The 13,000-nt window shown below is 49.6% G+C and carries 9 protein-coding genes, 1 pseudogene and 1 riboswitch; of the genes and pseudogenes, 5 read left to right on the top strand and 5 right to left on the bottom strand.

What is annotated here, in order from left to right; all coding sequences use genetic code 11:
• Window positions 1-354 precede the first annotated feature (354 nt).
• Window positions 355-723: a plasmid mobilization protein gene (locus C1A08_RS12730; protein WP_101573980.1), complete on the top strand. Its 369-nt coding sequence runs from the start codon at window positions 355-357 to the stop codon at window positions 721-723.
• A complete protein-coding gene (locus tag C1A08_RS12735; protein WP_101573982.1) occupies window positions 713-2,407 on the top strand; it encodes a relaxase/mobilization nuclease domain-containing protein in 1,695 nt (564 codons plus the stop codon). The genes C1A08_RS12730 and C1A08_RS12735 overlap by 11 nt, the downstream gene beginning before the upstream one ends.
• A gap of 89 nt (window positions 2,408-2,496) precedes the next feature.
• Here C1A08_RS12735 and C1A08_RS12740 read toward each other — a convergent pair whose 3' ends face one another.
• Complete coding sequence (locus tag C1A08_RS12740; RefSeq protein WP_180951585.1) at window positions 2,497-3,273, bottom strand: DUF2971 domain-containing protein; 777 nt, start codon at window positions 3,271-3,273, stop codon at window positions 2,497-2,499.
• Between the two features lie 230 nt (window positions 3,274-3,503).
• Between C1A08_RS12740 and C1A08_RS12745 the strand changes: the two genes are divergently transcribed.
• Window positions 3,504-4,466: a hypothetical protein gene (locus C1A08_RS12745; protein WP_145996582.1), complete on the top strand. Its 963-nt coding sequence runs from the start codon at window positions 3,504-3,506 to the stop codon at window positions 4,464-4,466.
• An 836-nt stretch (window positions 4,467-5,302) separates the two neighbouring features.
• Here the strand turns inward: C1A08_RS12745 and C1A08_RS12755 are convergent.
• Window positions 5,303-7,681 carry an ABC transporter permease gene (locus tag C1A08_RS12755; RefSeq protein WP_101573991.1) on the bottom strand — a complete coding sequence of 793 codons (2,379 nt, stop codon included), beginning with the start codon at window positions 7,679-7,681 and terminating at the stop codon, window positions 5,303-5,305.
• A 239-nt stretch (window positions 7,682-7,920) separates the two neighbouring features.
• Between C1A08_RS12755 and C1A08_RS13515 the strand changes: the two are divergent.
• Together C1A08_RS13515 and C1A08_RS12765 are read left to right on the top strand one after the other, a co-directional pair.
• Window positions 7,921-8,580 (top strand): annotated as a pseudogene (locus C1A08_RS13515) (aminotransferase-like domain-containing protein); the annotation flags it as partial.
• Window positions 8,581-8,724: 144 nt separating this feature from the next.
• A riboswitch (cobalamin riboswitch) is annotated at window positions 8,725-8,924 on the top strand.
• Window positions 8,925-9,068: 144 nt separating this feature from the next.
• The gene (locus C1A08_RS12765) at window positions 9,069-10,466 is read left to right on the top strand and encodes a threonine/serine ThrE exporter family protein (protein WP_055205105.1); all 1,398 of its coding nucleotides are present in this window, start codon (window positions 9,069-9,071) and stop codon (window positions 10,464-10,466) included.
• A 28-nt stretch (window positions 10,467-10,494) separates the two neighbouring features.
• On the opposite strand, the gene C1A08_RS12770 is transcribed toward C1A08_RS12765, so the two are convergent.
• Genes C1A08_RS12770 through C1A08_RS12780 form a run of 3 tightly spaced genes read right to left on the bottom strand, consistent with a single transcriptional unit; the run spans window position 10,495 to window position 12,940 of the window.
• On the bottom strand, window positions 10,495-11,028 hold the full coding sequence (locus C1A08_RS12770; RefSeq protein ID WP_101573993.1) for a methylated-DNA--[protein]-cysteine S-methyltransferase: 534 nt from the start codon (window positions 11,026-11,028) through the stop codon (window positions 10,495-10,497).
• Window positions 11,029-11,035: 7 nt separating this feature from the next.
• Window positions 11,036-12,220 carry an MFS transporter gene (locus C1A08_RS12775; RefSeq protein ID WP_101574042.1) on the bottom strand — a complete coding sequence of 395 codons (1,185 nt, stop codon included), beginning with the start codon at window positions 12,218-12,220 and terminating at the stop codon, window positions 11,036-11,038.
• A 45-nt stretch (window positions 12,221-12,265) separates the two neighbouring features.
• Complete coding sequence (locus tag C1A08_RS12780) at window positions 12,266-12,940, bottom strand: FadR/GntR family transcriptional regulator (RefSeq protein ID WP_228385781.1); 675 nt, start codon at window positions 12,938-12,940, stop codon at window positions 12,266-12,268.
• Window positions 12,941-13,000: the final 60 nt, after the last annotated feature.

Here is a 13,000-nt window from a genome sequence, read left to right on the forward strand (position 1 = left end):
TCTGCGCGGCGCAACAAGCGGGGCGGCTTCGGCGTGCCGTGAGCAGGGCTGACGCCCCGGCATCGAACGCTCCCGAAACCGGAGGAAGCAAGGTTGTACCCGGAGGCCCTCGAAACTCCCAGCCGGGAGCTTCTCGGACACTTCCGGGCAACCTTGCCCTGCGGGGCTGTCCCGTTCGGCGCGCTCCCTGCGGTCGCACGACGAACCATCCCCCGCTTCCGTCGGTCGCAGGGGATTCGGGACTTTCGATGTCTGCGACATCGGCGGACGGCTCCCGTCGCTACGCTCGGTCGCTCGACCGCAATTCCGGCTGTCGCCACCGTTCCTTTAGTTTGTCTCTAAACACCGGACGCGATGACAGAGGGTAGGAACAAAGGCGGCAGACCGCCCGTAGGCAAGGCCCAAAAACGTTCCGAAGAAGTCAAATTCCACGTTACGCCGGACGTGAAACGCCGACTGCAAAACGAAGCAAAAGCGGCGGGCGTCGATCTGGCGACTTACTGCCGGGAAAAAGTGCTGACCGGACGACCGCCCCGGCGCGTTCCGCCCGAAGTGCTCACGGCAATCGCCGAACTCGCCCGGCAGGGGAACAATCTGAATCAACTGGCACGGATCGCAAACTCCGAAAAAAGCGTTGCCGGAGTCGTACCCCGGTTGGTCGGACTGTTGGATTTTTACGACGGTGTGGTAAAACGGATAAAAGGATATTTCCATGATCGGTAAAATAGTAACCGGAAAGAGTTTCAAAGGCGCGGTCGGGTACGTGATGAACAAACCCGACGCGCGGCTTCTTTCGTCGGACGGCGTGAATACGTCCGATACGCGGGAAGCGATCCGCAGCTTCAATTTCCAGCGCAAAGCCCGGCCCGAAAAGGCCGAGGTCGTGGGGCATGTCTCGTTGTCGTTCCATGCGGACGATGCGCCGAGGCTGACCGACGATCTGATGCGGCAGTTGGCCGGGGAGTATATGCAGCGGATGAACATAACCGATACGCAGTATATCGTCGTGCGGCACGGCGATACCGAACATCCGCACCTGCATATTATCTACAACCGGGTAAAGTACGATGCGAAGCTCGTCCGCAAGCATAACGAGCGAATCCGGAACGTGGCGGTCTGCAAGGCCATGAAACAAAAATACGCGCTGACTTTTTCGGAAGGCAAAAAAAACGTCGATGTCGAAAAACTGCACGGGCCCGATCAGGTCAAGTATGCGATTTACGAAGCGATCAAAGACGTATTGCCCCGCATGCAGTCCGTCGAGGCGTTGGCCGAAGAACTGGAACGGCAGGGAATCGCAACGACGTTCGTACACCGGGGCGGCGATCCGGGAAAGGAGGTGCAGGGACTGACTTTTACCTGCGACGGCATCACGTTCAAAGCCTCGCAGGTAGACCGGAAATTCAGCTATGCCAACCTGACCAAAACCGTCGAACAGAACAAAGCCGAAGCGGAGCGAAAACAAAAGGCCGAGGAACAACGCCAACGCAAAGCCCGGCAGCGAAAGGAAGCCGCCGAACGCCGCAGGCTGGAAAAACACGAAGCCTTCGAAAAAAAGTGGAAGGAGTTTATAAAAGACAGCATCATAGAACCCCATGTAGGGCCGGACACGGAAGAACCGGATAACCGGGCCGAAGGGCAGGAACAGAAACCGGAGTGCGATCCCGTATTCCGGATGCAGATACCGATACCAACACCGATACCAACACCTATGCCGGACACACTGGATATACCGGATATTCCGGATACGCGCATTACCCAGATCGAAGGCCGGAAGCTGACGCCGCAACAGCAGGACAAATTGTATTCTCCGCAGGGATTCACGTTTACCTACCGAAAGAACGGTTACGAACGCACCGTTTGTTTTCGGCCTTTTGCGCAGGAGAACGGCCCCGACATACTTACCCACGAAATCCTGTCCGAGCGAAAGATCAGTAACAATCCTCTTGTTTTCGGGGTGCAGCTTACCGACGAACACGTCCGGAAAATCAGGGACGGCCAGTACGTTTATATCGAAAACATGAAACGAGGCGATGAAACCGTTTTTTCGGGTTATCTCGTGATGGACGACAGGCTAAAACACGGATGGGTATTCAAACAAGCCCCAGACAACTGGATAAAGTTCGGAAAGTACGAAATGCGGGAAATGGACAAAACCCTGATCGAAGCGGGATACGTTGCCCGTGCCCTCGTAAAGTGGTACGGAATCGGACAAACCGCGAGGCCGTTCCTCTGGAAAGAAAATCCGACCGATACCACCTATAAAGAATCATGGAACGATCCCAGAAAACCGAAACAAAACGAGAAACTAACCGTAAAGCAAGTGCCGCCTATTCAATCCCGGCAAGAGAAAAAGGTCGATCAGGATGAGCAAACGCCACGACGCAGGAAAGGTTGGAGGATATAATCCCTCTTTCCAATCCAAAATCTTGGGGCTGGACATTATAGGATGAAAAGGGCGAAATTCTAAGAACTATTCAGTTCTATAAATGCTAACTACCCACGATATGGGATTTTTGAAACACGAACTTCTATATTCTTGTAATCATATCCATTTATAGCTAAAAAATGGATACTTGATTGCAAACTAAGTTGAGAGTTATTGGTTGGCCCTATGATAATCTTTTTTAAAACAGATTTTGGCATACGTAAATTTACATATGGTACAATAATACCATTTTTCTCTCTGAAACAAACATTTGTTTGATTTCCGTTATAATACACACATCTAACCTCACGTTCATTACGAAACGATTCATGTTTAGATCCTAAACATATAGTCAAATATAGATTATTCTTTGCGATATCGTCAAATTCTAATTTTTCGACAGGCGCCTTGCTTTCCGGACTATTTGGGAAAAAGACTTTTGATCCATTTTTGTATAGATTCATGAAACCACTCAAGTTTTGGTCAATTTTGTTAGCACCATAAGTGCAACGTGCTAATATCCCATAATATTTTTGTACTTCATTCATATCAAAGCCGATAGCACAACCAGTCCCATTAGCTGCATACATTCCCCACATTGAAAGTTCATCATCCGAATCAGAAAATGATGTCACATAATAATTTCTAAAAGCCCCTTCTTGGAGTTCAACATTTGCAACTCTTTTTACAGAATCTATGCCTTCTTTAATTTCACGAGAATCATTAAGATACAAACAATTTGTGGCTCTTAATGTAATATAGTCTTTCCCTAAAATGTGTATCAAAGCATTTATATCTGTATAGTGATATGAAATAAAACTTTGTGATGTAAATATGTCTTGCATATAAATCATTATTTGACTTGTTATTAGCAAATATACGATTTAAAATTTAGGAATATTCAATAGTTTTACCTACAAAATTATCTATTAGTTTATCATCATAAAGAAAGTTCGGTACAGCATTCTCTAATCTTCATTAATAACATCAGTATAAAATTTATTATCTTTGAAAAACAAGATAATAGATGCTGATTGATATAGAATAAATATTCTAAATTTAATAAAGTAATATTATGGTAAACGAAGAGAAACATTATGAGATTAAGGTTCCGGTGTACGTTTCTGAACCTATCGTTAGAAATCCGAATGGATTTGCAAATGTAACATATGAAAATATGATAGATTTAATTACAAAAAGGATTGATGAACACAATGCATCAGAAAAAAAGATAGTAGCTCAACAAAGAAAGAAAACAAAAAAGAAAGAGATCGCAGAACTTAATTACGTTAAACGTTCCTTTAATGATGTGCCGGCATTATTCGTGCGAATGAATGCCGGCAATACAAATTTATATGATACATATATACAGCGAGAAGAATTTATAGAGCTTGGCAAAACTGACAAAGTTGGTAGTGAAAATAATTGGTTATTATTATACCCTCAAATTAAGGGAATAGACCCAAATCACTATACCTGTTATTGGTTAATTTTTGTATATGCTGACCCTCATAAGGATTTTAACGATATTACACAATCGGCCAAACTATTTGTTCGTTATATTTTACAATTAAGATTAAGACACATTAAAACTCAAGATGTTTTAAAAGAACTAAAAGATTTGGGAACAACGCCCGAATTGAAAATAAAATATACTTATATTGCATCTGGGAATAACGATGTTATGCCTAAATATCAGAATTATGTAATTTGTGATAAATTCAAAAAAGAAAAATTAGAATCTTTTGCCAATATGCCATTCGATTATACAGAGGAAATAATCTCTGATGAATCATATAAATCCGAATATCACAATAAAGACATCTATATAACTGTTGGTAAAAAAGAATATAAAATTATCAAGAAAGCTCAATTAGATGAAGCAAAGAAACTTTTAGAAGACGTAGTTGAAGAAACATTTAATATGACAAGTTATGTAACAGGCGAATATCTAGAAACAAATACTTTATATAGCATTGATTTTATGACAGAAAAACTTAAACCTGTCATAGAAAACTATTTAGCAAGTTATGCTTGATCAGACAAATACCATACAGGATATTTCAAATTTGAACTTGTCTTTATTTGGGATAGGTATTACGTTATTAACTGTATTAATATCTTTTACCATTAGTAAAAAAGATGAGGTTAAAGTTTATTCTGATGTCTATAAAACATCAAGTATGGACTTAAGTCTTAAAGGAAAAATAGTTTACTCAATAAAATATATAAAACGGTTACGAAAGGCAATAATTCATATAGGATTAATAAGCGCAATGTCTATATTGTCTTATATGATGTATTGGATAGATAAGTTTTTAGATATAGGCTGGATTGTATATGCAATGATTATTATCACTTTCATTTGTTTGGTATATATTATTACATTGATTATAAATACATTATTGTTCTTTTGGAGATATACCAACACATAAAAAAATCAAATTATCGTACCGGAGAGTTTTATATAAAATCGCCCAGTATCTCCTGCTGTATAATAGTTTGACAATCGGACTATTAATGCACAAAAATAGGCTATAATCGAGATTTGTGCATTGAAATTTCCACAAACAATCATCATAGATTGATTGTTTCTAATACCATTTATTACTATCTTTATACTTAGTATAGAAATGCAATGCGGTGCAAAGTCACAACTCCTTATTAGTGATCTAAAAAGTTAAGACTCGCGTTAAAACGTTGATATATAACGGATAAAAACCGAAGGTTCGGTTCTCGTTTTCCGCTCTTAAAGCCCTGATAAAGAGGCTGCAAAAGACAGAAAAATCCTTATGTATCCATGATATGTAAGGATTTTTTCTTTTTAGGCCCCCGAAAGGAAAAGCAGGAAAAGACCGGGGTACGTAACTTGGTTTATTCCGACTTCAGGTTGTTGACCGGATTCTCGTTGGCTACTTTCCAGGTGCGGTAAACCACGCAGGCGGTGACGATGATGCAAACGCTCAGGCCGCCCGCGATAAAAAACAAAGGGTTCTGCGGAACTTTCTCGGCAAATTGCCGTTGCCAGTATTCCGAAACGAAGTAGGAAATGCCGCAACCCAGCAGGGCTGCCGGGAGGGTTATCCTCAGAATGTCCCCGAGGAAAATCCGGAGAATGGTTCGTACCGATGCGCCGTTTATCTTGCGGATGGCTATTTCCTTGCGGCGGCGGTTGATCTCATCATTCGTATAACCGATTAGGCCGATCAGCGAGATGATTACCGTAATCAGACCTCCGATCGTAACATAGATCCAAAGCATACGCGAACTCTCGTACAGTCCGGCTATTCTCGAGGAGTAAAGCGTCAGCTCCAGTTCCGCATCCGGCATCAATTCTTGCAATCTGGAATCCGCTTTTTCTACGGCTTGCGCCGTCATCCTGCGAAACTTCACGAGCAGGTATCTCGACGGAATGCGCCGATCCTGGCGGCCGTAGAGCATGACGGAGGGCCGATCGTCCAGGTTGCCGGCCAACGATCCGATGCGGTAATTCTCGTATACGCCGCAGATCGTAAAGTCTCTCTGCTCGTGCCCCGTGATCGAGATCCGCTTGCCGACCGCACCGTCGGGCCAATCCGCGAAATCCTTCATCCGATCGACGAAAGAGCGGCTTACCATAATTTCATTGGAATGGGATACTTCTTCCGTAAACGAACGTCCTTCGACGACCGGAATTTCCATCAGGGCCAGAAATCCGTCGCCGACGCGGAAATGATCGGCGATCTCGAAACAGGTCTGGTCCGTGCCGGGTAACATCGCCGCGCCGCCCGGCATTTGGCCGAACGGCAGTCTTATGCAGGAAGACACTTGTTCCACTTCCGGAAGTTTTTCGATTTCGTCGGTCAACATCGTTCGAGCCGTCGAATCCAGATCGGTGACCGCGCAGTAAGCCAGGCGATCGTACGAGTATCCCGGATCGCTGTTCAGCATATGCCGGTGTTGTTCGCCGATTACGATCAGCAGCGAAACCAGCAGCGCCGAGGCCGTAAATTCCATGAACAGCAATCCCTGCTTCCAATGCCGCTGGTTTTCCTTGAAATTGCGGAAGGCGGACGCTACCGGAATGCGGGCGAACAGCATGCCGGGGACGAACCCGGTTACGAAAAATACAATGGCGCAAATGCCCGACAGGATGAAAGCTCCTTTGGAGAAGAACAAGGCGGCAAGCGAAACGTTCAGCAATCCTTCGACGGTGTCCCGGCACGCGAGGATCAGCAGGACGGCCAGAGTGAGCGAAAGAATCAGATGTACCAGCGTTTCCGACATCGTCATACGGTGGATGTCGGTCCCGGATGCGCCGTACGATTTAGTCAGGGCGATTTCTTTGCTACGGTTCACGATCGCCGAGATCGCGATCAGGATATAGTTCATCACGGCCGTGAACAGCAGCGCGAAAGCGAGGATCGCCAACATGACGGTCATGTTCCGGATATTGGCTTCGCCGGTATGCACTTCCCTTATAGGTTTCAGGAAAAATGCCAATCGGTCGACGCCGGCATTTTGCAGGGCTTGGGGGACGATGTGTTTTTGTTGCATCCGGTCGATGGCCGGACGCAGGGTTTCGGGCGTGACGCCGGGGGACAGAAGCACATAGGTTAGGTAGTGGCGGCCGAACCAGGCCAGGAAGCCTCCGTCGTCCGCTTCCTCCAATGTGACCAGTACGTCGTAGCGCAAGTGCGAGTTTTCCGGCGGATCTTCGAATACGCCTCCGATGGTCAGCGTCATCTCCGGTTTGTTGTCGGAAGCGATGACCGTGCCTTCTGCCCGGTCGATTCCTCCGAGCTTTTCGGCGAACGAGCGCGAAATCATCGCATAGCCGGGCCGGGCCAATACCTTTTTCGGATCGCCCGACAGTACCGGACGCGGCAGCACGTCGAACAGGCAACTGTCGGCCATCAGGATGCCGCCGATCGAGTAGCGCCGCTTATCGGACGTTATGAATTTGTTCCTGTCTCCGCCGATATGGGTCAGCCGGGTTGCGGCTTCGATGCCCGGTACTTCCTCTTTCATGGTCGGAGCGACGATTGCCGAAACGGATTCGCTGACCTTCGACTCGTTTTCGTTGCTCGTGTAGCCCGTCAAACGATAGATCCTATCCGCATTCGGATAAAACGAGTCGTAGGATTGTTCGAAATAGATCTTGGCAATCAGTACCAGACCGATGGCCAATCCGATACTCAGCGAGACGATTTTTGTTACGTTATGCCGTCCCCTTTTGAAGAGCGAGCGTATGGCGATGTTCAGATCCCTCATATTGGTCGTCGGTTTTTATTTTTCCGCTTTGGATCCGGCGGAGTGCTTTTTCAATCGATACAGCAATGTTCGAAAATAATGCCGCGATGTGCTAATGTTTGTAATACAGGATTTTATGTTGTGTGGTTCGATCCGGGTGTGTAAAATTAATGGACACTGTTGAATGAATCCTTTACAGATGAGGGCAAAAGAGTGTTAAGAACCTGCTCGGAAGTCGGATGGATTGAAAATGAACGGATGGAAAAACGTGGAGCCTGGAAAGACGCAAGAAACTGGCCGGACTGCCCTCGAAATACGGCGTCGCGGTACAGGAAGACAATCCGTACGGCGAGCTAAGATTCGAAGGAGCGTCTTTGCCGTCGGTAAAGTCTTTCGACACGACCGGCAACGTCCCGTGCACGGGACGTTTTTCTAAAATTTTCTGCCCCGGATTCCGGATCGGCTGGATCGCCGGAGACAAGGACATCATCCGCAAGTACGTCCTGGTTGGTCAAACAGGGAACCGACCTGCAATACGATGGCCCAGATGACCATCGTCCGGTATCTACAACGGTACGACATCGACCGGCATATCGGAAAGATAGTCGAAGTGTACAAAAGGCGCAGGGACGTTGCGGTCGGATCCATCGAACGTTACTTCCCCGCGAACATAAGATTCATTCGGCCCGAAGGCGGACTATTTATCTGGATCGAACTTCCGACAGGGATTTCGGCGCGCGAAATTTTAAACAAATGCCTCGAAAAAAAATAGCTTTCGTTCCGGGCGGCTCTTTTTTCCGAACGAGCATAAAGAGAATATCCTCAGGATCAATTATTCCAATATACCCGGAGACCGGATCGAGAAAGGACTTAAAATCTTCGGGGAGGTCGTCAAAGAATATATCGGCAAATCCGAATGACCTTTTCCGGCGACCGTCCCGGCGCGCAAACCTCGAAAAACGCTCTTCCCGAAGGGAGTTTTTTATTTGCCTTTCTCGCCCGAAAAAGTTCGCAGGTTGCCCTAAAATATCGCGGCGGATCTATTTTAATTAATTTTAAAAACTTATCTTTGCCTCGGAATCGGTTCCGGGGGCGCTTTTCTGTCGTCCGGATTAAAAGGGAATCGGGTGAAAATCCCGGACAGTCCCGCTGCTGTGAAGCTCCGTTTACGCTTTGATCATACGATACCACTGGTTTCGAAAGGGGCCGGGAAGGTTTCAAAGCGGGAGTCAGTCAGAAGACCTGCCGTTCGTAAAAGGCTGTTTTTGCTCGTGGGTTTAGAAAAATAGCGAAAAAAATTATCCTCGTTTTGAGAAATATACGGATGAGAAAGTATGTCAGCGTCGTAGTGGAACTTTTGAACACCGGCACGGCAATGCCGGTTTGTCGGATGTAAAGAGAGGCGGTTATGGAAAAGACATCACAGTATTCGGAAAAACTTTTGCACCGGAAGCTCGACCTGCTGCTGCGTACGGGCAAGCTATTGATGGAAAGCGCGGCGGACACGAGCCGCATCATGCGCAACATGAAACGCACGGCGGCCTACCTGGGACTGCCCGACGAACACCTGCATATTTACATCAACTACAACATGCTGATGGTAAACCTGGGCGACGAAGAACATTCGTTTTCCAAATTCCAGAGTTGCGAAAAACACGGCATCAACATGACTGCTATTTCCGCCGTCAGCAAACTCTCCTGGAGAGCCATCCGCGAGGATTATTCGCTGGAAAAATACGAGGAGGAGCTGGAAAAAATCCGTACCCGCAAACGTAACTACACCCCCTGGCAGGTAGCCGTCGGCGCGGGATTCGCCTGCGGCGGGTTCTGCATCCAGTTCGGTTGCGACTGGCCGGCCTTCTTCTACGCTTCGGTGGCCGCTATCCTGGGGTTCCGTTTGCGTGCGGTGCTCAATGATCTGGGTTCCAATCACTTTATGAATATTGCCGTCGCCGCCTTCGTCTCAACGTTGCTGGCATGGGTTTCCACGTTCATATCGACGCTCGCACTGCCCGGACCGCTCCATGCCGTTCTCCATTCCGATACGCCGTGGCATCCGCTGATGGCCTGCGCTCTTTTCATCGTCCCCGGCGTCCCGCTGATTAATTTTGTAAGCGACATGCTGGATAACTACGTGCAGGTGGGTATCACACGGGCCGTCAATACATTGCTCATCGTGGTCGCCATGTCGTTCGGCATCGCGCTGGCCATCCACGTCTGCGGGATCGACAACTTCGTGAAGGATCTGAGCATGACGCCGCATCACACCTATTTCGAATTCGCCGTAGCGGCCGCCATATCGGCCGTAGGATTTTCGATGATCTTCAATATCCCGCGCCGGTTGCTCTGGGTGGTGGCCGTAGGAGGCGTCATCGCCGTTTGCTCCCGCAACTTTGTCAATCTTGGCCCGAGCAACCACAATATCGGACTGGACATGGGACCGGTGATCGGTTCTTTGGTCGGCTCGGCCCTTATCAGCATCATCGTAACGCGGGCGGTGCATTGGTTCCACACCCCTCACCATTGCCTATCGATTCCCAGCGTCATCCCGATGATCCCGGGCGTGCTGATGTATCGGGCGCTGTTTGCTTTCATCGATATGCGCGGCGTGGTGGGCGAAGTCACCGTAGCGATGAACAATGCCATCCAGGCCTCGCTTATGATCCTTTGCATCGCTATCGGCGTGGCCATCCCGAACATTTTTGCACGCCGCTGGATCACTCCCAAACGTCAAAAACAGTTGAAACTGCTCATCGAGCGGCGCAGGCTGCACGGTAAGTTCGTCAACCTGACGGACATCGGCTAAACGAGAAGACGCGACAGCGGCCGGCCGCCTACAATGCGGTCCCTTTTTTCGGAACGAACAATCCCGACATTTCCGCCCGTTCGAGATTCAGAAGCCGCACTTTCCGCGTAATGCCGCCCGCATAACCCGTCAGGCTTCCGTTGCTCCCGACGACGCGGTGGCAGGGCACGACGATGCTGACGGGATTGTGCCCCACGGCGCCGCCTACGGCCTGCGCCGATACGTTCCGTACTCCCTGTCGCCGGGCGATCTCCCGGGCGATCTCCCCGTAAGTGACGGTTTCCCCGTACGGGATTTGCCGCAGCACGTCCCAGACGGCGAGCCGAAACGGCGAACCTTGTAGGTGCACCGGCGGCGTAAAACCGGGGATGCCGCCGCCGAAATAACAGTCCAACCATTCCCTGACCTGCCCGAATACCGGCAGCATTTTCTCTTCGTGCCGGGCCGACAGCGTGTCGGCAAAATATTTCTGCCCGTCGAACCACAGCCCCGTCAGGCCTTCGTCGTCGGCTGCGATCGTGATCCCGCCGAGGGGCGACCGGTATTTAAAAGTGTACTGCATCGCTGATTTATTTATTGGTTTTCTTCGATTCGATATTAGGCAGAAAGCCCGTTATTACACCCAGCAAAGGCAACAACGTACTGATCTGAAAAATATACTCGATGCTGGTTTTGTCCGCCAGCCAGCCGAAAAAGGCGGAACCGAGTCCCCCCAGCCCGAACATCAGTCCGAAAAATACTCCGGCGATCATGCCGACCTTTCCCGGCATCAGGTCGGTCGCATAGACCAGAATCGCCGAAAACGCCGACGAGATGACAAGGCCGATCACGACCGCCAGTACGATGGTGCAGGCCAGGTTGGCATAGGGAAGCATCAGCGTGAAGGGAGCGGCCCCCAGAATGGAACCCCAGATCACGTATTTCCGTCCGATGCGGTCGCCCAGCGGCCCGCCGAAGAATGTTCCGACCGCCGAAGCCGCCAGAAATGCGAAAAGACAGTACTGCGCCCCCTGTACCGACATCGAAAATTTATCCATCAAAAAGAACGTGAAATAGTTGGTCATACAGGCGATGTAAAAATATTTCGAAAATACCAATACGCCCAGGATAATGAGCGCGGCCCGGATTTTTCGCTTCGTAAGTCCGTGAGCCGGCGCCGCCGCCGTTGCGACGGTCTTGCGTGCCGCTACGGCCAGCCGCCGTTTGTACCAGTTCCCGATCTTAATAAGTATGAAAATAGCCAGCAGCGCGGCCAATGCGAACCAGCCGATCGAAGCCTGACCGAACGGAATCACGATCAAAGCCGCCAACAACGGCCCCATAGCGCTTCCCGCGTTGCCGCCGACCTGAAAGATCGACTGTGCCAGTCCTTTGCGCCCGCCCGAGGCGAGCTGCGCTACCCGCGAGGATTCAGGATGGAAAACCGACGAACCGCAGCCGATCAGGCCGACCGCCGCCAAAATAAAGACAAAGCCGGGGGCTACGGACAGCGCGAGCAGTCCGGCCAGCGTGAAACACATCCCTACAGCTAGCGAGTAGGGCCTCGGATGACGGTCCGCCAGACGTCCGGCGAAAGGCTGCAAAAGCGACGAAGTCATCTGAAAAACCAGCGTGATGACGCCGATTTGTGCGAATGTAAAGCCGAATTTCTCTTTGAGAAGCGGATAGACCGCCGGAATGACGGACTGCATCATGTCGTTGAGCAGATGAGTGGTGCAAACCATCAACAGGATCGGATAAACTGTCCGGTTCATCGGATTACGGAGCGGCCGCGCGCAGGAGGAGTTCGTATTCATGGGTTACGGTTCTTTCAGGATAATGCCGATCGTATGCAGCGCCTTCCGGGCATCCCGGGCGATTATATCCCGTACCAACCGTTCGTGCGTAGGCTGCGATGCGAGAAAATAGCCCGTATCGACGTAAATGTGTTCGAAACCTTTTTGCAGGTGGATGGTCGCCGACCGGTAGAGTTCGTACAAAATCTCGTTGTGCGTAGCTTCCGCCAAAGCGACATGAAACCGGATATCCGCTTCGATACACGCCTCCAACCGCCCCGCCGCTGCCGTCGCGCCGCGTTCCGCAAGGAATCTTTCGATCTTTTCGATATCCTGCTCCGTACGCCGTCCGGCAGCCCGCTCGACGATGGCGACCTCCAGTATTCTCCGCACTTCGTCCAGGTCGCGGATGTCGGCACGGCGGAGACGTTGCGCCATCGGGTCGTCCGCCGCCGCCCGGCTCTCGACAAACGTCCCGGCTCCTTGTTGCACTTTCAGGAACCCCATGTTAACCAGTATCTTCACAGCTTCGCGCACCGTCGAACGGCCGACGCCGAAAATACGCATCAGTTCCGGCTCGGCCGGCAGTTTTTCGCCTACCTCGAATTGCCCGTCCGTAATCCGTTGGCGGAGCCGTTCGGCCAACTCTTCGGCCAGCGATCTTTTCCGTATGACCGAATCCGGTCGCTCTTTCATCATATCATCTGATGTTTCTTGCAAAGATAACCGTTTATTCGGAACCGGAGAATTTTTCCGGTA

The sequence above is a fragment of the Alistipes sp. cv1 genome (assembly GCF_900240235.1).
In the GTDB taxonomy this organism is placed as follows: domain Bacteria; phylum Bacteroidota; class Bacteroidia; order Bacteroidales; family Rikenellaceae; genus Alistipes_A; species Alistipes_A hominis.

Excerpts from the sequence above, each read along its gene's own strand:
- C1A08_RS12745 (WP_145996582.1), top strand. The coding sequence starts at position 3,504 with ATGGTAAACGAAGAGAAACATTATGAGATTAAGGTTCCGGTGTACGTT.
- C1A08_RS12780 (WP_228385781.1), bottom strand. The coding sequence starts at position 12,940 with ATGATGAAAGAGCGACCGGATTCGGTCATACGGAAAAGATCGCTGGCC.
- C1A08_RS12755 (WP_101573991.1), bottom strand. The coding sequence starts at position 7,681 with ATGAGGGATCTGAACATCGCCATACGCTCGCTCTTCAAAAGGGGACGG.
- C1A08_RS12775 (WP_101574042.1), bottom strand. The coding sequence starts at position 12,220 with ATGAACCGGACAGTTTATCCGATCCTGTTGATGGTTTGCACCACTCAT.
- C1A08_RS12740 (WP_180951585.1), bottom strand. The coding sequence starts at position 3,273 with ATGCAAGACATATTTACATCACAAAGTTTTATTTCATATCACTATACA.
- C1A08_RS12765 (WP_055205105.1), top strand. The coding sequence starts at position 9,069 with ATGGAAAAGACATCACAGTATTCGGAAAAACTTTTGCACCGGAAGCTC.
- C1A08_RS12735 (WP_101573982.1), top strand. The coding sequence starts at position 713 with ATGATCGGTAAAATAGTAACCGGAAAGAGTTTCAAAGGCGCGGTCGGG.
- C1A08_RS12770 (WP_101573993.1), bottom strand. The coding sequence starts at position 11,028 with ATGCAGTACACTTTTAAATACCGGTCGCCCCTCGGCGGGATCACGATC.
- C1A08_RS12730 (WP_101573980.1), top strand. The coding sequence starts at position 355 with ATGACAGAGGGTAGGAACAAAGGCGGCAGACCGCCCGTAGGCAAGGCC.